Origin of the sequence: Flavobacterium sp. CAN_S2, assembly GCF_015752255.1 — a bacterium.
Classification (GTDB): domain Bacteria; phylum Bacteroidota; class Bacteroidia; order Flavobacteriales; family Flavobacteriaceae; genus Flavobacterium.
In genome coordinates, this window is record NZ_JADOVA010000002.1 from 232,569 (window position 1) to 253,622 (window position 21,054).

Below are 21,054 nucleotides of genomic sequence, written 5' to 3' on the forward strand. Positions count from 1 at the left end.
ACATTATACCAATTAAAAAATCGTTAACAGTAAATTTTATTACTGTTAACGATTTTTTGTTATCAAGAAAGTCACTGATCACTCTTTTTTCCAATCACTGATCACTGCAAACTATATTTTCTTAACGTATTGTGTAATAATTACAATAGTCTGACCATCTACTTTACCTTCAATATATTCGGCGTTTTCGTGATCTAGTCTGATGTTACGCACTGCAGTTCCTTGTTTGGCCACCATGCTTGAACCTTTTACTTTTAAATCTTTGATTAAAACGACTGAATCTCCAATTTCAAGAATCACTCCGTTGCTGTCACGGTGTATAATTTTATTTTCATCATCTTCTCCTTCACCAGTTGCCTGAGCCCATGCTAAAGTATCTTCATCAAAATACATTTGCTCCAACAATTCTTGAGGCCAACCATTTTTACGTAAACGGCTTAACATTCTCCAAGAAACAACTTGTACTGGAATATGTTCGCTCCACATACTGTCATTCAAACATCTCCAGTGGTTTAAATCTTCATGTCCTGCATTTTCCATTTGATCAATACAAGTACTGCAAGCCATGATGCTTTCATCTACTCCACCTTTTTTTGTAGGAAGTACTTCATACACTTTTAGGTTTTCTGTTGCACCACAAAGTTCACATTTAGATCCGCTGCGTTTACTTAATTCTCTTTCTATACTCATGTTTAATGGCTTTTATTTTTGGTGAAAGTACGGCTTAACAGCGCTTTCCACAAATTTTATTGTTGTTTAGTTTTAATCTACAGTTAATGACCGAAAACTGCGACTGACCACTGAATACTAATCACTATTTCACTCGAACTGCATCTGGAACGAGCATTTCATATTGTCCTCCGTTACGAATTACATCTCTCACAATGCTGGAACTGATATACGATGTTTTTGCTGCGGTCAATAAAAACACGGTTTCTATTTTTGATAAACGGCGATTAGTGTGGGCGATTGCTTTTTCAAATTCGAAATCGGCTGGATTGCGTAAACCACGCAGGATAAAGTCTGCTTTCAATTTTTTACAAAGTTCAGTAGTCAAACCCTCGTAAGTAATTACAGAAATTTTCGGTTCGTTTTTGAAGGTTTCTTCAATAAAACGCTTTCTGTCTTCCAGCGAAAACATGTATTTTTTTTCAGCATTGATACCAATGGCAATTACGATTTCATCAAATAAAGGAATGCTTCTTTTGATGATGTCTTCATGTCCTAAAGTGATTGGGTCAAAAGATCCCGGAAATATGGCTTTTCTCATTGTATAAGATATAATTAAATCGAGCTTATGTTTTGTTCAATTAGGTTTTTCGAAGTGTTTGTATGGCTTGGACCCATTCCGATTTTGCACAAACGCTGCACAGTGCATTTCCTGGTTTGTGACTTTCCGTATTGCCACAAAAGGTGCAGGAATAAATACCTTCTGCTGGAATCGTTTTACTTTTGAGTTTAAATAAAAAAGGCAGAATTGGCAATCCTGGTTGAACATCGTGGTCTTCATAGTAGAAAACACTGATTTCGCCACTGGTTTCCATGAATGCATTTTTCACCTGTCCTAAATGCTCTATTGATTTCAAACGGAGTTCTGAAAAGAATTCATCTTGAGCCAGACTTTCTTTTTTAAAGGTAGCGATTGAAAATTTTCCTTCGCTGATGATGCATTCGGTTTTTCCTTCTATAAACTCCTCAAATCGTTTACTTTTTCCGGTGAGCCAAGTTACTAATCGGTACAATAGGATAATGACCAGAAATACGGTTATGGGCGGAATGATACCAACTTCTTCATAAAACATAGGGTCTCCGGCTGCTGATCCTAAAGCAATAATAATGACCGTTTCAAATACCGATAATTGTTTCACGCCACGTTTTCCAGCCACTTTTAATGTCAGTAGTAAAACGACAAACATTATTGTGGAACGGAAAATGACTTCTAAAAGAAAGGATTCTGGTAAATCATTGTATAATAATCGGTTCCATTCAAAGATTTCTGTCATAATGAAAAGTTAGTTATTTAATGCCAATTCTATCGCATTAGTAAATAAATCTTCCAATGAAATTCCGGCGGCTTTGGCTTGTTGCGGAATCAAACTTTCCGTTGTTAATCCTGGAATAGTGTTCATTTCCAACATGTGTGGTTCTCCGTTTACCAATATAAATTCGCTTCTGGAAAAACCTTTCATTTTGAGGACTTCGTAAGCACGTTTGGCTATTTCGCTTACTTTTTGTGTCATTTCATCTGAGATTCTTGCCGGTGTGATTTCTTGTGATTTACCCAAATATTTGGCTTCATAATCGAAGAAATCATTGTCAGAAACGATTTCAGTTATTGGTAAGACGGTTACTTTTCCTTTGTAATTAATAACGCCGACGGAAACTTCGGTACCGTCAAGAAAGCTTTCTATGATGATTTCGTTGTCCTCTTTATAAGCAACTTCAATCGCGATTGGTAATTCGGCAGCAGTTTTTACTTTGGAAATTCCAAAACTGGAACCCGCTTTATTGGGTTTTACAAAACAAGGCAAACCAACTTTTGCGACAATTTCATCTGTATTTATGGCATCGCCTTTATTTAAGTAATAGGAAGTGGCAGTTTTTATGCCGTATGGTTTTAGAACCGATAATAAATCACGTTTGTTGAACGTTAATGCTGCTTGGTAATAATCGCAGGATGTTTGCGGAATATGCAATAATTCGAAATAGGCCTGCATTAATCCATCTTCGCCGGGAGTTCCGTGAATGGCGTTGAAAACACAGTCGAAAGTGATTTTCTTACCATCAACGGTTACTGAAAAATCATTTTTATCAATAGGGAATTCGGAGTCGTTAGCATCAACATAGACCCATTTTTCTTTGAAAATATGGATTCGGAATCCGTTGTATTTCGTTTTGTCCAGAAATTGATATACGACGTTTCCGCTAATGAGTGAGATTTTATACTCGCTGGAATATCCGCCCATGATGATGGCAATGTTTTTCATTTTGTATCGTTTTGTTCTTAGTTGTTCGAATAAATAATAAGGTGTTTTTAGCACTAGATTCTAGCCCCGATAGTAGTGGAAATCCTTTTTATCAGCCTTTTCGGCGGATAAAAAGATTGTAACGGATAGCGGGAAATAGCTCCAAAAAGCATTAAACAAAATTATCATTTTTTTTGGAACGAAATAGCTTTATCTTTGCCGCATATAAAAATAAATTTATGAGTTTACGTAAGTATCTTACCAGCCGTGTCTTTTTTGTACAAGTATTAATTGCAATTGCCATTATTGCTGCTTTGGGCTATTTGTTTATGCATTGGTTGACTTTTACAACAGATCATGGACATGAAATTGAAGTTCCCAATTTGAGTAAATTGACTGAAGAGCAAGTGGAGGAAAAGCTGGACGAGTTGGACTTAGATTATGTGCTTTTGGATAGCGTAGATTATAGAAGTGATTTTCCGCAATACAGTGTGGTAGAGCAAGATCCAACGCCGGGTACAAAGGTTAAAGTAGGTAGAAAAATATATATAAAAATAAATACTTCAGGATTTTCATCTGTTCGAATTCCTGATTTAGTGAATAAAACATATCGTGAAGCGGTACCGACTTTGAAAGCTTTAGGACTTGAAGAAGGATCGGTTACGTATGTTCCAAATCTTGGAAAAGATATGGTATTGGAAATGCGTTTCAAAGGAAGAAACCTGAAAGCAGGGGACAGAGTCTTGAAATCATCCAAAATTGATTTGGTTTTAGGAGACGGAAAAATGAGTTACGAAGAAGAGGAAAATGCTGCCGATACGCTTGCAGCACCAATAGAAGAAGAAATACCAGTTGATGAACAATAATATAGATACAATAGATTTAGAAGACGAGTTATTTGAACATTTCAGGTTTGAAGTTCCTAAAGGCCAAGCGTCCTTGCGAATTGATAAATACTTGATGAGCCTTATTCAAAATGCGACTCGCAACAAAATACAAACTGCAGCTACCGAAGGAAATATTTTTGTAAACGACGCCACAGTAAAGTCGAATTACAAGGTAAAAGCCAATGATGTGGTTCGCGTTATGCTTACGCATCCTCCTTATGAAAACCATATTATTCCGGAGAATATTCCGCTTGATATTGTGTATGAAGACGATACTTTATTGTTGATAAACAAATTGCCAGGAATGGTGGTGCATCCTGGTCACGGGAATTATACTGGAACTTTAGTGCATGCCTTGGCGTATCATTTTGATAATTTGCCAATGAACAGCAGCGAACGTCCCGGATTAGTTCACCGAATTGATAAAGATACTTCGGGTTTATTGGTGATTGCCAAAACTGAAGCGGCGATGACGCATCTTGCCAAGCAATTTGAGGCCAAGACTTCTGAAAGAGAATATGTCGCTTTGGTTTGGGGAAATGTCATGGCTGATAAAGGAACGATTGAAGGAAACTTAGCAAGACACTTGAAAGATCGCATGCAAATGGCTGTTTTTGCTGATCCCGAAATAGGGAAACCTGCCGTGACGCATTACAAAGTATTGGAACGTTTTGGATACGTTACGTTGATTTCGTGCCAACTGGAAACTGGAAGAACGCACCAGATTCGGGCACACTTAAAACACATAGGTCATCCGCTTTTTAATGATGAGCGTTATGGTGGTCATTTGATTTTGAAAGGAACTACTTTTACAAAATACAAGCAGTTTATAGACAACTGTTTCAAAGCTTTGCCAAGACAGGCTTTACATGCCAAAACTTTAGGTTTTGTGCATCCTACAACCGGCGAAATGATGCGTTTTGACACGGAACTTCCTCAGGATTTGCAAGATTGCATCGAGAAATGGAGAGGATATTCAAAATCCCATGGTACAGACGAAGTAGATGAATAAAAATATGAAAAGCCCCGCATTGGGGCTTTTTTGTGGAAAGTAATTTGTATTACTTGTATTTAATGGCACACAAAGATTGTTATGCTATAGGTTTCTTGGTTTGTTCATTGTTTTCTTTTTAGCTTTTGGGCTTTTCCCTTAATTTTCATTTCAAATGATATAAATTAGTTAGATTTGTAAAGGTGAACTTTTTGGGATTCCATAATTTCACTGTTTCAATTATGAAATATAGAATTCTCATACCCATTATATAAATTTAAAGGATGCTAATTTAATTTTTTTACTATGAAATTTAAAAATATGAATACCATGAAATTGACATTGTTTATTGGTTTATCGGTACTTGTTTTAGGCAGTATTGCTTATGGTTCATCTAAAAGGGGTGGGTTTTTATCCCAAAAAAATGAAATTATTGTCAAAGATACCTTGGTAGATCCATTTGACAATAACACGTATTTGGGAGACAAGATTGTCAATTTTGGAATGGGATTATTAGGAACACCTTATGTTGCAGCGGGTTGTAGCAAGAATGGTTTCGATTGTTCCGGATTTGTTTATTATGTCTATAATAATTTCAAAATTAAGGTTCCACGCAGTTCTTCGCAGTTTAAAAATTTTGGCAAAGAAATCCCAATTTCCGATGTGAAAAAAGGTGATATTCTGTTGTTTTTGAGTCCTACCAGAAATGTTATCGGTCATTTGGGCATTGTAACAAATCCAAAAGGAATGGAAAGTGATTTTATTCATTCTACCTCAGGTCGTGAAATGAAAGTGGTGATTACTAGTTTAAAAAAGCCTGGTTATACACGTAGATTTGTAAAAGCTATACGTGTTTTGTAGATAATTTTTTTTGAAATTCAAGATTTATTTAACTTAAAGTAAATAGTTTTTACTAAAACTAAATATGTAGGTTTGATAATAATTTATGATTACAAAATTGCTATTTCTTAAAACTAATTTCATCCAGCCCAATCGTGTATTCCGCACGTTGATTGTCATTAACATCCCAAATTTCCATTTTTATTTGTGGGATTTTCTTTTTCCAGTCTATCGTTAATAAACCAAAATGGTTTTCCATAATTGGGCCTTCAATTCTGTTTTTGTTGGGTGTTGCAAAATGCCAAGTAGAGGAAAGTCCGCTTGAGGTAAAGTCGTAAATAGGATACAACCCGGGTTCCGCAAGTTTAGAGATTTCCCCATAATGCACGTCACCTGTTAAAAACAAAACTCCATTTGCTTTCGTTTTTTTGATAAGGTTTAGGAATCTTTTTTGCTCCAGCGGAAAATTAGCCCAGCCTTCGTAACCGTTGTATTCAATTCCAAACTGCGAACCTGAACCAATCAGTCTGACATCAGCGGGTTTTTGCAATTCGGCTTCCAGCCATTTCCATTGAGCAGCTCCTAAATAAGTCGAGTCGGGGTTTTGTATTGGCGCATAATCCAAAGAGTAGAAATACCGCTTGTCATCCTTAACTTCGTCATTATATTTCTTATAATTATCTCTGAAGGTGCGGTTGTCTAACAAGATAATTTGTACTTTTTTACCTTTATTTTCATACATATAGGACGTGTATATTCCTTCATGTTTTCGTCTTTCGGAAGCTGCAGGTTCATCAAAAAATTTCAAGAATAGTTCTTTAGATTCCTGTTTTTTGGGATAATGCCGACCCGCATCATTTTGTCCGTAATCGTGATCGTCCCAAGTAGCAATGATGGGCACATTTTTTTTCAAATTTTGAAAAGTAGGTTTAGCCGCGAATCGATCGTATTTAGATTGCAGTGTATTCATATTGTCTGTGTCTCCGTAAATGTTGTCGCCCAGAAATACAAATAAATCCGGTTGGTGTTTTACCACAACATCAAAAATAGGTAACGGATTACTTTGGTTCGAACATGATCCGAAAGCAATTTTTGAGATGTTCTTTTGCGAAAAACTATTCCATGATACTAGTAGGATAGCTATAAATAGAAAGGATTTTTTGAAGAGATTATTTTGAATCATAATTTGATTTTTAGTGTTTTAAAGTTTCTCTGTAAAGAAGAGTTGTTCTCTAAAGAATTCCCAGTTTCCATTTAATTTAATTGCCGACTGCAATACTTCGTATAAATTCCAAAAAAACGTATTCCCAAATGTAATAAAAAAAGGACTGTAACTAAAATGAGTCGAAAATATAAGCTAGAATTAAAAAATCGCCTAAAAAGTCATCAACGTCTGTTAATTAAAAGTTAAACCAATGAATGCTATTCAATTTGCTGACACTAAAATATATTTTTGATATTGATTAACCACTAAATAACCACTAAATGAAGAAATTTTTCATTTTAACAGCAATTGCAGCGGCGATGCTTGTGCCTACCACTCAATTTGCACAATCCAAAAGGAAAAAAGATAAAAATGCTACAGTAGTTCCGCCACCGGAAAAGAAACCGGAAGCCACGATTAAGGAATACAGCAAGGTCATTACTAAAGATGCTATTTCTGACGATGGATTATTTATTGTTCATAAAGTGGATAAAAAATATTTCTTCGAAATCCCCAATAAATACTTGAATAAAGACATGCTTTTGGTAAGTCGGTTAGCAAAACTTCCAGCTAATTTAGGCGGCGGATATGTAAATGCCGGCTCTGAGACGAACGAGCAATTGATTATTTGGGAACGTTTTCAAGATAAAATCCTAATCAAATTAAAATCATTCAGTGCCGTGGCTAATGACAGTTTGCCTATCAGTATTTCGGTGAAATCCAATAATTATGAACCTACTTTATTTGCTTTTGATATTGTAGCGTTCAGCAAAGATTCGGCAAATACGGTAATCGATGTGACTAAATTTTATGGTACGGATGTAAAGTCAATCAGCGGTTTATCAGGTGAAATGAGAGAAACGTATAAAGTAAAAGGCTTGGATGAAACTCGCAGCTTTATCAATACAATGAAAAGTTTCCCCATGAATATTGAAGTAATTCAGGATTTTACCTATAACGCTTCAAAACCGCCGGTTCAGGCAGATTCGGAAACAATCAGTATCCAAATGAATCAATCGATGATTTTATTGCCTGAAAAACCAATGCAACCCCGATTAGCAGATCCGCGAGTGGGCTGGTTTACTATGAATCAAATTGATTATGGAAGTAACGAATTAAAATCCGACAGTAAAACGTACATCCGCCGTTGGAAATTAGAACCCAAAGATCCTGTCGCTTACGCAAAAGGTGAACTGGTAGAACCGATAAAACCGATTGTTTATTATTTAGATCCTGCCACGCCTGAAAAATTACGCAAGTACATCAAGCAAGGAATTGAAGATTGGCAAAAGCCTTTTGAAACTGCAGGTTTTAAAAATGCGATTATCGCCAAGGATGCTCCAACTAAGGAACAAGATCCTGATTTTAGTCCGGAAGACATCCGGTATTCGGTGATTCGTTACGTGGCGAGTACAACGCGTAATGCGGTTGGACCAAGTGTTTCTGATCCTAGAACGGGAGAAATTATTGAAAGTGATGTGATTTGGTACCACAACCATTTGCGTTCTTATAGAAATCGGTATTTGTTAGAAACCGGAGCAGCAAATCCTTCGGCAAGAACATTAAACACCAGTGATGAAGAAATGGGAGAAATGATGCGTATGGTTATTGCGCATGAAGTAGGACATGCCCTTGGTTTTCCTCATAATATGGGTGCGAGTTGTGCCTATGACACTGAAAATTACAGAGACGGTGCTTTTACTCAAAAGAACGGTATAGCAGCGAGTTTGATGGATTATGCCCGTTTTAATTATATCGCGCAACCTGGAGATAAAAATGTGCGTTTCATCCGCCAAATGGGTCCTTATGATCATTACGCCACTAATTGGGGTTACAGATTCATTCCGAATATGACTTCGCCAGAAACTGAAGTACCCACATTAGACAAATGGATTATGGAAAAGGCTGGAAATCCAATCTATAAATTTGGGTCCCAAAGCAGCAGTTTTGACCCGACTTCACAAACAGAAGATATTGGAAATAATTCGATGAAAGCCGGTTCTTACGGACTTAAAAACTTGCAATACGTAGCGGCTCATTTACCGGAATGGACGAGTGATGTCACTAATAATTATGAGGATTTAGAAGAGTTGTACGAAGAAATGTTGGGCGTTTGGAGTAGATATGTAGGTCATGTTGTCACTAATGTTGGCGGCGTTTATGAAGCTACCAAAAAACCAAATCAAAAAGGAAGTATTTATGATATTGTACCAAAAGCAAAACAACAAGAAGCGATGCAGTGGTTGCACGCGAATGCATTTGCTTCTCCAACGTGGTTGGTGAATGTTTCTACATTAAAAAACATAAATTATGCAGGTTACACAGAACGTTTCCGAAACTTGCAAGCCAGACATTTGAATAGTGTTTTGAGTTTTGAACGCCTTGGTCGATTAATGGATGCCGAAATAATGGGAGTTACTAATTATAAAGCTTTGGATTTATTAGGTGACATGCGAAAAGGAATTTGGAAAGAGGCTAGTTTACCATCAAACGTAACGATTTACAGAAGAAATTTGCAAAGAGCATACATCGAAAGAATGGCGTATTTGATGAAAGAAGAAATTAAATCCGGTCGTCCATCTGATTTTTACAATGTGGCTCAATCCGATTTGAGAGGATTGGTGAGAGGTGAATTAAATGCTTTAAGAAACACGTTGTCTGTAGCTAAAACCAGAGCAGTAAATGCAGAAACAAAATACCATTATGAAGATTCAATCAAAAGAATTGAATTGATTTTAAATCCAAAATAATCAGAATGTAAATTCTGCTTCAACAAAAATCCGCTTTCGTAGCGGATTTTTTGTGTTTTAAAGATAAATATTGAATGAAGTTATCAGTTTATTTCAAAGGAAAATTAGCTTCGAAGGTTTTGAATTTCGCATCTAAATCCTTAAGCAACTGTTTTTTAACAAAAGCCTCTTTTATAAAACTATAATTAATGCTGTTGTACACATATTGCTTTATATCTGAATAGGAAACGTCTTTGTATCTCTTGGCTAACAAAACATATTGTTCGGTCATATTCGTACGCAAAATTCCTGCGTCATCAGTGCTGATTACTATAGGAACGCCAAACTGTTTATACAAAGTCAGTGGATGACGGCTTTCTTTCACTTTCAAAATAAACTCGTTACTCACTAAGTTAATTTCGATAGGAATGTTTTTCTTAGCCATATAACGCAATAAATCATACGAATCTTTCTCGTACGCCATATCAACTCCGTGACCAATACGATGAGCTCCTGCAGTATAAACGGCTGCGCCAATATGCCACGTTAGTTCTTCCGGTTGTACCAAACCAAGTGTCAGCTCACCGGCATGCATTGTATATTTTACATTTGGATAACGAGAATGACAATATTTAAACATCACCATGTGCAACCAATAATCTTTCATCGAAGTTTCGCCATCTTCTGGTGAAACAATGTTAACACCCGCCATCAAAGGACTTTGATCTGCCGAAATGAATGCGATTACCAGATTTTTGAATAAATCAACAGGTTCCATGAAACGTAATACAAAATTTTGATAGCGCATCGTAAATTGATTATCATCAATTTTTAAATCGTTATGCATTTTTGCTACTAAATCAGTATTGAATGTTTTGGCATAAGATTCAGCATTTTTTTTCAATAAGGAATTGTACACGGAATCCAATGTTTTTAAAATTGCCTTTTCATCTTTTGCCAAAGCTAATTTTCGCAATCTGGAATTAAATTTCGTCAAATCATCCGTGTTCATTATAGTTGGAATCGTAGATAATTGTGTTTCGATGTAACTGACATTTTCTGAAATGGCTCTGTTTTTTAGTTCCAATAAACCTTGTCCAAAATTTCCCTTGATGGCTGGTTCAAACTTCATAAACGATTCAAAAAACAGTTTGTCTGATGGATAATCTACATGATTATAATCTTTTACGGACCATTTTTGCATGATTTTTTGCTTGTAAATGTCTAATGTTCCTTTGCTTTTCAATGTCGAAAATAACTCCCAGTTTCCGGTTGATGGTTTTTCTTTTAAAACATCCATCGTTTCAATATTGAGATAAAAATCTTCCGCAATGGCACGTTGTAATAATGGTTCCGCGTAAATTGAACCGGAAAAGTGGTGGTGTAAATCGCCGCCTTTTGGCATTTGTGAAAAGAAAGCAGTTAATTCAGCTTCATTATTTCTAATCCTTTCAAAATAGTCATTTGTCGATTGTGCGTAACTGACATTGAAAAGAAGAGCGAAGAATAAAGTATGTAGTAATTTCATAGGTTTTTTTAATTGTGTAGATAGTGTTTTGCTTGTCATTTTCATAAAACGCTATTCCATTTTAAAGATTTTGATTCAAAGCTATTTTTAAATTTGAATCGAATGATGTGGAGTTAAAATGCTTTTTTTATGAAAAAAAACGATAATTTTTGCCAAATTTACACAATTTCACTTTCTGTTTGGGGAAACAAGTTAAAATTTTTACCTTTGCAGCTCTAATGAAAAACGTTATCCTATTAATCTCTGAAGGCACTCCGACCTGATTTAGAGTCTTTAAATCGAGGGATTTTCCCCAAAAAAGTTTATCGAATTTTTTTTTGATGCAATTTTGAAATATAAAATTGTACCGGAAGTTTGTTATTATAATTATTTTATGAAAAAAGCATTTAATTTATTTGATTTCTCACAAAAAGTCAATTACAGAATAGAAATCTTAGCGGGATTAACGGTTGCTATGACCATGATTCCAGAATCCCTATCTTTTGCTATAGTAGCGGGTTTTCCTCCGCTGATGGGTTTATACGCTGCATTTATCGCCGGTTTAATAACGGCAGTTTTCGGTGGAAGGCCTGGAATGATTTCCGGTGGAGCAGGAGCAACTGTTATTGTTTTAATCGCTTTAATGAACTCAAACGGATTAGAATATGTTCTTACAGCCGTTGCCCTGGCAGGTATATTACAAATTTTAGTAGGTATTTTTAAACTTGGAAAATTCATCCGATTGGTGCCGCAACCCGTTATGTTTGGTTTCGTGAATGGTTTAGCGGTTATTATTTTCATGTCGCAATTGGAACAATTCAAGACAATTGTCAGCGGGAAAAGTGAATGGCTTTCAGGAACTCCATTGTTCATTATGGCGGGATTAGTTGCACTGACAATAGGAATTGTGGTATTGCTTCCTAAAATGACAAAAGCAGTTCCAGCTTCTTTAGTAGCTATTATTGTGGTTTTTGCATTGGTATTTTTCTTTGGAATCGAAACTAAAACCGTTCGTGACATTGCTTCAGTAAGTGGTGGTTTTCCGCCATTTCATATACCTAATATTCCAATGACTCTGGAAACTTTACAAATTATATTTCCGTATGCCTTAATCATGGCCTCGGTGGGACTCACGGAAGGTTTATTGACTTTGAATTTAGTTGATGAAATCACCGAAACAAAAGGAAATGGAAATCGCGAATGTATTGCGCAAGGGAGTTCAAATATTTTAAATGGCTTTTTCTTCGGGATGGGTGGTTGCCCTATGATTGCGCAAACTTTAGTGAATCTTTCTGCGGGTTCCAGAGCGCGATTGTCTGGAATTGTTGCTGCGCTGACTATACTTATTATTATTTTATTTGGTGCCCCAATAATTGAACAATTGCCTATGGCGGCTTTGGTTGGTGTCATGATTATGGTGTCAATCGGAACTTTTGAATGGGCAAGTTTTAGAATTATCAATAAAATGCCGAAACACGATATTTTTGTTGGAGTTTTGGTTGCGCTAATCACTATTGTATTACATAATTTGGCTTTAGCTGTTTTAATTGGAGTAATTATTTCTGCTTTAGTTTTCGCTTGGGAAAGCGCCAAAAGAATCCGGGCTAAGAAATATATTGATGAAAAAGGGGTGAAGCATTATGAAATCTATGGACCTTTATTTTTTGCTTCCACTACGGCTTTCTCAGAGAAATTTGATGTTTCTAATGATCCAAACGAGGTCGTTATTGATTTTAAAGAAAGTAAAATTACCGATATGAGTGCGATTGATGCCGTAAATAAAATTACGGAGCGTTATGCGAAAGTCAATAAAACGGTTCATTTGCGACATTTAAGCACAGATTGCAGAACCTTATTAAAAAACGCTGCCACCGTAATTGACGTAAATATTCTCGAAGATCCTACCTATAAAGTAGTAATAGATTAGCGATGTAATTTATAAAATGGCAAAAAAAATAGCCACAGATTCACCGATTATATTTTTTAATAAATTAGAATCGGTGAAATTGTGGCAATATTGGATTTATTAATTTTTTACTACAGCAAACTATATTTTCATTGCTTCGGCAGCTAATCGTCCTGTTTTTAGAGCGGCATTTATAGAACCATTCAGTAAGTTGTCTCCACAAATAAATAGTGTATCTGAAATTTTTATTTCAGAAGCTTCAATCGTATTTCTTACACTTTCCTGCGTTGGCAAAGCATATTCAATGCGATGAGCTTTCAGCATTTTCCATGAACTTACTTTTTCGCCATACCATTGTTGTAACTCTTTTTTCATATTTTCTGCCAAAGTTGCGTCATTAATCATTGGGATTCCATTGAAAGAAACGGAAATAAGCACTTTTCCTTTTGGCGCATAAGCTTTGGAAACATTAGACATCACCGTCAAATTATTTACCCATTTTTTCTTAGTTGAAGCATTTAGAATGACAATAGCTTTATTAGTTGGCGCTTCATTGGCTTCAAAATAAATATTTGTTACCTGATACGAAGTCATTTTTTGCTTCGGAAAGTATTTTTGGGTTAAGGCATTTGCGGTCGTAGCCAAAAGGATTTGGTTGGCCTCGATAACGGTTCCATCTTCAGTAATTACGGTTTTGCCTTCAATAGCAGTGACTTTTGTATTGCATTGAATACTGCCTTCGGGAAGCATGGCAACTAACTGTTTGGGTATTTCTTCCATTCCTAGTTCAGGAACCGCCACATCTCCATCTGAAAACATTTTCATCACAAAATCAAACATTCTGCGGGAAGTTTGCAGCTTGTTTTCCAAAAAGATACCGGAAAGAAAAGGCGCATAAAAACGTTCAATCATTTTTGGACTAAAACCATAATCCGCCAGTTGCTTGAGCGTTGTTTGTTCCGGTTGCTCGAAAATTTCGTCAATCGTTAGTTTTTGTAATTTATTTTTTAACCAAAGTGTATTGATTTTATCTTTTAATGTACCAACGGGAGCAAAAAGAGTAGCAAATGCTGCCGATGGTCTTCGGAATGGATCTGCTATTTCAAAACTCCCTCCGTCATAAAGAACGGTTGCTCCGGGTAACATTTTCTTTAGTTTTAAATCGGTATAATTCAATAATGTTTGCGTTTCAGGATAAGCCGTCAACAACACTTGGAAACCTCTGTCTAAAAGAAAACCTTCATGAGAATCGGTTTTAATTCTTCCGCCCGCACGATCACTAGCTTCCAGAAGGAGTACTTTTCGCCCTTGACGGTGCAAATGAACAGCCGCTGATAATCCCGCCAGTCCTGCTCCCACAATAATTACATCCTGTTTCATAGTTTTTGATAAAATTTGGTACAAAAATAAGTCAATTGCCGTTTTAGAAGCGCCTAAACAAGTGATAATTTAATTTTATTTAGGTATGTGAAATCGCATCAATAAATCTGTTTGCTCGTCATTACCCATCTTGAAAACGTGTTTGTCAAATACAACAAATCCATTTTTTGTGTAAAATTGGAGTGCTCTATGATTTTCTTCCCATACACCGAGCCAAATATAATCAACGCCTGTAGTTTGGGCAATTTTCTTCACTTCGTCAAGTAGAAGCTGTCCAATGTTTTTTCCATGAAAATTTTGTAAAACATAAATCCGTTGCACTTCTAAAGTATTTTCTTTAAAAGATTCGGTTTGGGCATCACCAAAGTTTATTTTTAAATATCCAACGACTTCTATATCTGAATACGCTATATAAAACTGAGAATTGGCATTGTTTAATTCAGCCGATAATTGTTCGGTATTTAAGCTGTCTTTGATGTAATCAGTAATATTTTCTGGTGTATTTACAGCCGCAAAAGTTTCAGTAAAAGTTTGGATACTTATCTTTTGGATTGTTTCCAAATCGGATACTGTTGCTTTTCTAATCTCAATCGTATTCATAATTATTTGTTGGTATTTATTTTTCAAAAATAATTAAATTAGGAAACAATTCTCATTATCTATCGAACTATTAAACAAATCAATTTAATGATTCTTGATTTCTTGATTGCAATTAGTACTTTTGAGCGAACTAATAAAAAACGATCAAAAGAGTATTGTCTATGAAAATTGTAATATCGCCAGCCAAGTCTTTAAATTTTGAGAAACAGTTACCCATGCAATTGTACACCGAGCCTTTGTTTTTAAAAGAATCGCGTCAAGTTCATAAAGTTTTAAAAGAAAAAAAGCCTGCTGATTTATCTGATTTAATGAGTATTTCAGATAAACTGGCTGATTTAAACTGGAAGCGAAATCAAGATTGGAAAACTCCTTTTACGACTTCAAATGCACGTCCAGCAGTATATACTTTTGATGGTGATGTTTACATTGGATTAGATGCCTATTCGATTCCTGAAAAAAAAATAGAAGCTTTACAAGATCGTTTGAGAATTCTTTCCGGTTTGTACGGATTGCTGAAACCATTAGATTTGATTCAGGCATATCGATTGGAAATGGGAACAAAATTACCCATTGGCGACAGCAAAAACCTGTATGAATTTTGGAAACCAATAATTACAAAGGCTTTAAATAAAGAACTTGAAGATGGAGAGTTATTCGTCAATTTAGCTAGTACTGAATATTTTTCAGCAATTGATGTGAAAGCATTGAAAGTTCCGGTAATCACTCCGGAATTCAAAGATTACAAAAACGGAAAACTAAAAATAATCAGTTTTTTTGCTAAAAAGGCGAGAGGAATGATGGTGCGTTATATTATTGATACTGATGCTCAAACGATAGACGATTTGAAAGGTTTCAATTATGATGGCTATCAGTTTGATGCTAATTTATCAGAAGGAAATCATTTGGTTTTTACGCGATAGTAATTTAAAATCTGTAAATTATAAATAAATTTTTAAATCTTGTTAATCCTAAAGTAGCAGACTGTATTTCGTCTTTAGATTTAACAATAAGAAAATAGTTTAATCAGCTTATTGGTAGTATTTTAAACGAAAAAAGTCCATGCTCAGCATGGACTTTTACAATTTGATAACTATATTTTTATGCTTTAACTTGCTTTTCTTTTAGTTCTTCTACCTTTTTTACTTCATCTTTACGCTCTAACAAAGCCATGTAGAATCCGTCAAAACCAGATTCTGAAGCCAAGATTTTTTGGTCTTTAACAAAATTGAATTGTTTACCAATATCAGTAGTTAAAAAACGAGCAATTTGTTCTTGATTTTCTGATGGTAATATAGAACAAGTGGCGTACACTAATTTTCCACCCGGTTTTACAATTTTAGAATAACTCTCTAAAACTTCCGATTGTACTTTACGGATATTATCAATAAATTCCGGTTTCAATTTCCATTTAGCATCAGGATTTCTTTTCAAAACTCCTAAACCACTACAAGGCGCGTCAATTAAAACTCGATCCGCTTTTTCGTGTAATTTTTTGATGATTTTTGTCGAGTCAATAATTCGGTATTCAATATTGAAAGCACCGTCTCTTTTGGCTCTGATTTTTAATTGCTTCAGTTTGCTTTCATACAAATCCATAGCGATTAATTGTCCTTTGTTTTCCATCAAAGAAGCAATGTGCAACGTTTTACCACCTGCACCTGCACACGTATCCACAACACGCATTCCTGGTTTTACATCAAGGAAAGCAGCTACTAATTGAGAATTAGCATCTTGAACTTCAAAGAAACCTTGTTTGAAAGCATCAGTAAGGAAAACATTGGCTCTTTCTTTCAGTACCAAAGCATCTGGTTGATTTTTCAACGTTTCTGTTTCAATGTTTAAATCCATCAAAATAGCGCGAAGTGCTTCTCTCGTAGTTTTAAGGGTATTTACTCTTAAAATTACTTTAGCAGGTTGGTTTTGAGCTGCTATTTCAGTTGCCCAAACTTTTTCCCCTAATTCCTGAACTCCCAATTCATCCATCCAGTCCGGAATAGATTCTTTTAGAGCTCTCACTTTAGAAAGTTCGTCAAAACGCCCTTTTATCTTTCGTTCAGGAGTTCCTTCCAGTTGACGCCAATCTGGAATAGGATATCCTCTTAATACTGCCCAAACAGAAAACATTCTCCAAAGATTGTCTCTGTCAAATGGTTCTTTTACCTCGGCTATTTCTGCGTATAGTCTTTTCCAACGTACTATTTCGTAGATGGTTTCGGCAACAAACTTTCTGTCAGAGCTTCCCCAACGTTTGTCTTTTTTTAAGGATCTGGCAACTACTTTATCCGCATATTCACCTTCGTTAAAAATGGCGTTTAAAGCATCTATTGTTGTGTAAACTAAATTTCTGTGTAATCTCATTTTAAATAATTGAGGTGCAAAGGTACTATTAATTGATTGAATGTTATATTTTTAATAATGAATGTTGTTTTTAAATTTTCTGACAAAAAAAACACTGTACTACTACAGTGTTTTATTGATCTTTTTAAAAGCAAAAAAATTATTTTACTCTTGTCAATCCTATTTTTTCAGGTGCATGAAGAACCATCGGGAATTTCTCTACTTTAACAGAGCTACTGTCCAGGCCAAAAGCTCTCTCTTCGGATAAACTCAATTTTTTAATTAAGAAATAAGAATTCATAATTATTTTTTCATGCCATCTCAAGTCACTATCATTCGAAAGGAATTTTTCGGATAAAACAAATTTGAAATCACCAATGATGTTGTTTTTATTCAAAGACTCATATCTGCTGGTAATATCCATTTCCCCTTTTTGTACCATATCCTTGATAACTTCCTTAAACATCAAGTTAATTTTTGTAGGTTCTCTAAATCCTAAATTGAAGTCTACACGATACAAATCATCTTTGACAATTTCGGTAACTTTATATTCAGTTTTGTATGGTTCCGTTAAAATATTGACATGAACGAACCAATAAATATCAGCTCTTTTAGGTCTTTTTTGTAAAATAGAATACATTACTTTTTCTTCTATTTCGTCTGTTCTTCCAGCATTGGTCATGTAAACTAAATGTGTTGCATATTTTGGAATAGATAAGTCGGCACTTAATTCAACCAGAACTTTTTTGTAATCTTCAATTTTAACTATTTTCGTATAGCTCTTGTTAATTTTTTTCGCTAAATACCAAATTGTCATTATACTAATTAAAGTGATTGCGATAAAAAGCGTTACATAACCACCGTCAGCGAATTTAGTAATATTGGCAGCCAAGAAACTAAACTCAATTGCTAAATAAATACTAATCAATGGTATAATGAAATACAGTTTTACTCTTTTCATTATCAAATAAAAATTAAGTAAAATTGTCGTCATAATCATACATAAAATGATAGCGAGTCCGTAAGCATGTTCCATATTACTGGATTCTTCAAAGTGCAATACGATTCCAACACAGCCTAAAAACAGCAACCAGTTTATTGATGGAATGTATAATTGCCCTTTTAATTCAGTAGGATATTTAATTTTTACCTTAGGCCAAAAATTCAATCGCATCGCCTCATTTATCAAAGTAAATGAGCCGCTTATCAATGCTTGTGAAGCAATTACCGCAGCCAGCGTAGCGATTACAATTCCTATCGGTTGAAACCAATCGGGCATTATAAGGTAAAAAGGATTTCCATTTTTTCCACCTAAGCTTTGCAATGTTTCACCTTCATGCTGAATTAAATAGGCTGCTTGTCCAAAATAATTAAGAACTAAAGCTGTTTTTACAAAAATCCAGCTAATTCTGATGTTTTTTCGTCCGCAATGTCCCATATCAGAGTACAATGCTTCAGCACCCGTTGTACAAAGGAATACAAATCCTAGAACAAAAAAACCTTCGGGATGAATGGTCAATAAATGATAGGCATAATAAGGGTTGATTGCTTTAAAGACATCTGTGTGCTGCGCGATTTGGATAGAACCCAAAACGGCTAACATTCCAAACCAAATCAGCATCATTGGCGCAAAGAATTTTCCAACTAATTTAGTTCCAAATTGTTGAATGGTAAAAAGTATAAATAAAATACCAATAACAATGGGGATAGTATTTATTTCCGGATAATAGGTTCTGATTCCCTCAACCGCAGAAGAAACGGAGATAGGAGGAGTAATAATCCCGTCAGCCAGTAAGGCGCTTCCCCCGATTATGGCGGGGACAATTAACCATTGGATTTTTGTTTTCTTGACTAAGGCATATAAAGCAAAAATTCCACCCTCGCCATGATTATCAGCACTTAAAGTAATGATTACATATTTTATGGTGGTTTGTAAAGTAAGTGTCCAAAAAACACATGAGATTCCGCCTAAAACAATATCAGCATTTATTATATGATCTCCAAGAATGGCCTTCATTACATACAAGGGCGAAGTTCCAATATCCCCGTAAATTATTCCCAATGAAATTAATAATCCACCTAATGTCCATTTACTATGGAGGTTTTTGTGTGAAGTGCTCATGAAATTTTTTTAAAAAACTGGTCAAATTTACACTTTTAAAAATAAATTAACTCTTTTTTATATAATAAAAAAAACACGGCTTGTCGAGCCGTGTTGTATGTTTTATGGTGAAGTGTTTTTAGGATCTTCTATTGTCGTTTCTGGAAGAATTACCTCTTTGACTTTCTGACCTTTGTGGCGCTGATTCTCTCGAAGAATTCCCTCTGCTTTGAGACTCTGCTCTTTGTGGTGCAGCTTGTCTGGAAGGACTAGTTCTGTTTTGAGAATAATCCCTTTGAGGCGTTGCCTGTGTAGAACGATCAGTTCTGTTTTGAGAATACTCTCTCTGAGAATTTCCTCTTTGAGGAGTTGCCTGAGTAGAAGGATTACTTCTGTTTTGAGAATACTCTCTCTGAGAATTTCCTCTTTGAGGAGTTGTTTGTTCAGAAGAACTATTTCTATTTTGAGAATACTCTCTCTGAGAATTTCCTCTTTGTGGCGTGTCCTGTGCAGAAGGACTGGTTCTATTTTGAGAATAATCTCTCTGAGAATTTCCTCTTTGAGGCGTGGCCTGAGTAGAAGGATTACTTCTGTTTTGAGAATACTCTCTCTGAGAATTTCCTCTTTGTGGCATTGCCTGAGTTGAACGATCAGATCTGTTTTGAGAATAATCTCTTGAAGAACCTGATCTTTGCGGAGCAACTCCTCCTCTTGAAGGGCCAGTTCTGTTAAGAGAATTGTCTCGTGAGGTAACGGCTCTTCTATTAGAATATCCATTATCATTTCTTGAAACTCTTCTTTGATCTAATTCATATCGGTTTGCAACAGTAGCATTTCTTCTTGAGAATGAATAGTTTGGATTTTGCCTTTCATATCCATTGGAACGTCTTGAATTGTATAAAACTACAGCTCGATTACTTCTTCTATTAGTTACATAATTATAATTGTTGTTAATGTTCAAATTAATATTTATGTTATTTCTGTAACGGAATACTGGAAATGGATTCCATGCATAATAATAGGAAGGATAATAGCCCCAGTTCCAAGTTGAGTAATAAGGACGGTAATTATTAGACCAGAATGAAGCATAAATTACAGGAGTAGTGTAATAAACAGGCTCATAAATATAATTTTCGCCATACATGAAAACATCTCCTACTACTTGTACGTGGATTTTATTATTTCTGTCCTTTTCCACATCAATTGTGGCAACATCTTGGTATACATCTTGATCAATTACGGATTGAACAATGATTAAATGTGTTCTGTTTTCCACGGTTTCAATAACCCGCAAATAATCAACTTCATTATCATTATTTAAATCTAAATTTGATATCTGAAGTTTAGGATCGTTCAAGCGTCTTTCAAAATCCTGTAGGTCTCTAGATTCGCCAAAAATAGAAGCAACAGCTCTCAAATCAAGATTATCGCTGATTTCAGCATTCATGGCATTTACTGATGTTCTATCTTGCGCTTGTATTTGTGTTGCGAAAACAGAAGTCAATAGACTCAATAATAGTAGTTTCGTTTTCATAATAAATTGGTTTAAGTTTTCCCTTTTTTTTCAATATCCAATTACTGTGCCAATAAATATTAGTCTCTATCT

Annotated in this window: 17 protein-coding genes; 6 read left to right on the forward strand and 11 right to left on the reverse strand. The window is 35.2% G+C overall.

Annotation, left to right across the window (positions count from 1 at the left end; genetic code table 11):
- Positions 1 to 111 precede the first annotated feature (111 nt).
- The 4 genes from IWX80_RS08850 to IWX80_RS08865 all read right to left on the reverse strand — a co-directional run bounded on the left by IWX80_RS08850 (position 112) and on the right by IWX80_RS08865 (position 2,987).
- A complete protein-coding gene (locus tag IWX80_RS08850) occupies positions 112 to 690 on the reverse strand; it encodes a PhnA domain-containing protein (protein WP_196853109.1) in 579 nt (192 codons plus the stop codon).
- Between the two features lie 124 nt (positions 691 to 814).
- A complete protein-coding gene (coaD, locus tag IWX80_RS08855) occupies positions 815 to 1,270 on the reverse strand; it encodes a pantetheine-phosphate adenylyltransferase (RefSeq protein ID WP_113634252.1) in 456 nt (151 codons plus the stop codon).
- 40 nt (positions 1,271 to 1,310) lie between these two features.
- A complete protein-coding gene (locus IWX80_RS08860; protein WP_196853110.1) occupies positions 1,311 to 2,003 on the reverse strand; it encodes a DUF421 domain-containing protein in 693 nt (230 codons plus the stop codon).
- 9 nt (positions 2,004 to 2,012) lie between these two features.
- Positions 2,013 to 2,987 (reverse strand): D-alanine--D-alanine ligase, encoded by a 975-nt coding sequence (locus tag IWX80_RS08865; RefSeq protein ID WP_196853111.1) that lies wholly within the window; start codon positions 2,985 to 2,987, stop codon positions 2,013 to 2,015.
- A gap of 218 nt (positions 2,988 to 3,205) precedes the next feature.
- Here IWX80_RS08865 and IWX80_RS08870 point away from each other — a divergent pair, with 218 nt between their 5' ends.
- The 3 genes from IWX80_RS08870 (at position 3,206) to IWX80_RS08880 (ending at position 5,705) form a co-directional block, all read left to right on the forward strand.
- Entirely contained in the window at positions 3,206 to 3,832 is a 627-nt protein-coding gene (locus tag IWX80_RS08870) for a PASTA domain-containing protein (protein ID WP_196853112.1), read from the forward strand.
- Entirely contained in the window at positions 3,822 to 4,865 is a 1,044-nt protein-coding gene (locus tag IWX80_RS08875; RefSeq protein WP_196853113.1) for an RluA family pseudouridine synthase, read from the forward strand. Before IWX80_RS08870 ends, IWX80_RS08875 begins: the two co-directional genes overlap by 11 nt.
- Positions 4,866 to 5,150: 285 nt before the next feature.
- Positions 5,151 to 5,705, forward strand: coding sequence for a C40 family peptidase (locus tag IWX80_RS08880; RefSeq protein ID WP_196853114.1), 555 nt, complete (start codon positions 5,151 to 5,153; stop codon positions 5,703 to 5,705).
- A 100-nt stretch (positions 5,706 to 5,805) separates the two neighbouring features.
- Here IWX80_RS08880 and IWX80_RS08885 read toward each other — a convergent pair whose 3' ends face one another.
- Positions 5,806 to 6,867 carry an alkaline phosphatase D family protein gene (locus IWX80_RS08885; protein WP_196853115.1) on the reverse strand — a complete coding sequence of 354 codons (1,062 nt, stop codon included), beginning with the start codon at positions 6,865 to 6,867 and terminating at the stop codon, positions 5,806 to 5,808.
- A gap of 302 nt (positions 6,868 to 7,169) precedes the next feature.
- Here IWX80_RS08885 and IWX80_RS08890 point away from each other — a divergent pair, with 302 nt between their 5' ends.
- Positions 7,170 to 9,638: a zinc-dependent metalloprotease gene (locus IWX80_RS08890; RefSeq protein ID WP_196853116.1), complete on the forward strand. Its 2,469-nt coding sequence runs from the start codon at positions 7,170 to 7,172 to the stop codon at positions 9,636 to 9,638.
- Between the two features lie 88 nt (positions 9,639 to 9,726).
- Here IWX80_RS08890 and IWX80_RS08895 read toward each other — a convergent pair whose 3' ends face one another.
- On the reverse strand, positions 9,727 to 11,145 hold the full coding sequence (locus tag IWX80_RS08895; protein ID WP_196853117.1) for an adenosine deaminase: 1,419 nt from the start codon (positions 11,143 to 11,145) through the stop codon (positions 9,727 to 9,729).
- 373 nt (positions 11,146 to 11,518) lie between these two features.
- Here IWX80_RS08895 and IWX80_RS08900 point away from each other — a divergent pair, with 373 nt between their 5' ends.
- Positions 11,519 to 13,051 carry a SulP family inorganic anion transporter gene (locus IWX80_RS08900; protein ID WP_196853118.1) on the forward strand — a complete coding sequence of 511 codons (1,533 nt, stop codon included), beginning with the start codon at positions 11,519 to 11,521 and terminating at the stop codon, positions 13,049 to 13,051.
- 120 nt (positions 13,052 to 13,171) lie between these two features.
- Here IWX80_RS08900 and IWX80_RS08905 read toward each other — a convergent pair whose 3' ends face one another.
- Positions 13,172 to 14,434, reverse strand: a complete 1,263-nt coding sequence (locus IWX80_RS08905) for a protoporphyrinogen/coproporphyrinogen oxidase (protein WP_334682298.1) — start codon at positions 14,432 to 14,434, stop codon at positions 13,172 to 13,174.
- 51 nt (positions 14,435 to 14,485) lie between these two features.
- A complete protein-coding gene (locus IWX80_RS08910) occupies positions 14,486 to 15,037 on the reverse strand; it encodes a GNAT family N-acetyltransferase (RefSeq protein ID WP_334682299.1) in 552 nt (183 codons plus the stop codon).
- 134 nt (positions 15,038 to 15,171) lie between these two features.
- Here IWX80_RS08910 and yaaA point away from each other — a divergent pair, with 134 nt between their 5' ends.
- Positions 15,172 to 15,930 (forward strand): peroxide stress protein YaaA, encoded by a 759-nt coding sequence (gene yaaA / locus IWX80_RS08915; protein ID WP_196853120.1) that lies wholly within the window; start codon positions 15,172 to 15,174, stop codon positions 15,928 to 15,930.
- A 178-nt stretch (positions 15,931 to 16,108) separates the two neighbouring features.
- On the opposite strand, the gene IWX80_RS08920 is transcribed toward yaaA, so the two are convergent.
- From IWX80_RS08920 to IWX80_RS08930, 3 genes are all read right to left on the reverse strand, one after another.
- Positions 16,109 to 17,368, reverse strand: a complete 1,260-nt coding sequence (locus IWX80_RS08920) for an RsmB/NOP family class I SAM-dependent RNA methyltransferase (RefSeq protein WP_196853121.1) — start codon at positions 17,366 to 17,368, stop codon at positions 16,109 to 16,111.
- Positions 17,369 to 17,507: 139 nt separating this feature from the next.
- Entirely contained in the window at positions 17,508 to 19,469 is a 1,962-nt protein-coding gene (locus IWX80_RS08925; protein ID WP_196853122.1) for a KUP/HAK/KT family potassium transporter, read from the reverse strand.
- 118 nt (positions 19,470 to 19,587) lie between these two features.
- Positions 19,588 to 20,982, reverse strand: a complete 1,395-nt coding sequence (locus IWX80_RS08930) for a hypothetical protein (protein WP_196853123.1) — start codon at positions 20,980 to 20,982, stop codon at positions 19,588 to 19,590.
- Positions 20,983 to 21,054 lie beyond the last annotated feature (72 nt).

Bases quoted from the DNA above. Each gene is read 5' to 3' on its own strand.
- IWX80_RS08900 (WP_196853118.1), top strand. From the start codon at position 11,519: ATGAAAAAAGCATTTAATTTATTTGATTTCTCACAAAAAGTCAATTAC.
- IWX80_RS08870 (WP_196853112.1), top strand. From the start codon at position 3,206: ATGAGTTTACGTAAGTATCTTACCAGCCGTGTCTTTTTTGTACAAGTA.
- IWX80_RS08920 (WP_196853121.1), bottom strand. From the start codon at position 17,368: ATGAGATTACACAGAAATTTAGTTTACACAACAATAGATGCTTTAAAC.
- IWX80_RS08885 (WP_196853115.1), bottom strand. From the start codon at position 6,867: ATGATTCAAAATAATCTCTTCAAAAAATCCTTTCTATTTATAGCTATC.
- IWX80_RS08925 (WP_196853122.1), bottom strand. From the start codon at position 19,469: ATGAGCACTTCACACAAAAACCTCCATAGTAAATGGACATTAGGTGGA.
- IWX80_RS08850 (WP_196853109.1), bottom strand. From the start codon at position 690: ATGAGTATAGAAAGAGAATTAAGTAAACGCAGCGGATCTAAATGTGAA.
- IWX80_RS08875 (WP_196853113.1), top strand. From the start codon at position 3,822: ATGAACAATAATATAGATACAATAGATTTAGAAGACGAGTTATTTGAA.
- IWX80_RS08895 (WP_196853117.1), bottom strand. From the start codon at position 11,145: ATGAAATTACTACATACTTTATTCTTCGCTCTTCTTTTCAATGTCAGT.
- IWX80_RS08865 (WP_196853111.1), bottom strand. From the start codon at position 2,987: ATGAAAAACATTGCCATCATCATGGGCGGATATTCCAGCGAGTATAAA.
- IWX80_RS08890 (WP_196853116.1), top strand. From the start codon at position 7,170: ATGAAGAAATTTTTCATTTTAACAGCAATTGCAGCGGCGATGCTTGTG.
- IWX80_RS08860 (WP_196853110.1), bottom strand. From the start codon at position 2,003: ATGACAGAAATCTTTGAATGGAACCGATTATTATACAATGATTTACCA.
- coaD (WP_113634252.1), bottom strand. From the start codon at position 1,270: ATGAGAAAAGCCATATTTCCGGGATCTTTTGACCCAATCACTTTAGGA.
- yaaA (WP_196853120.1), top strand. From the start codon at position 15,172: ATGAAAATTGTAATATCGCCAGCCAAGTCTTTAAATTTTGAGAAACAG.
- IWX80_RS08880 (WP_196853114.1), top strand. From the start codon at position 5,151: ATGAAATTTAAAAATATGAATACCATGAAATTGACATTGTTTATTGGT.
- IWX80_RS08930 (WP_196853123.1), bottom strand. From the start codon at position 20,982: ATGAAAACGAAACTACTATTATTGAGTCTATTGACTTCTGTTTTCGCA.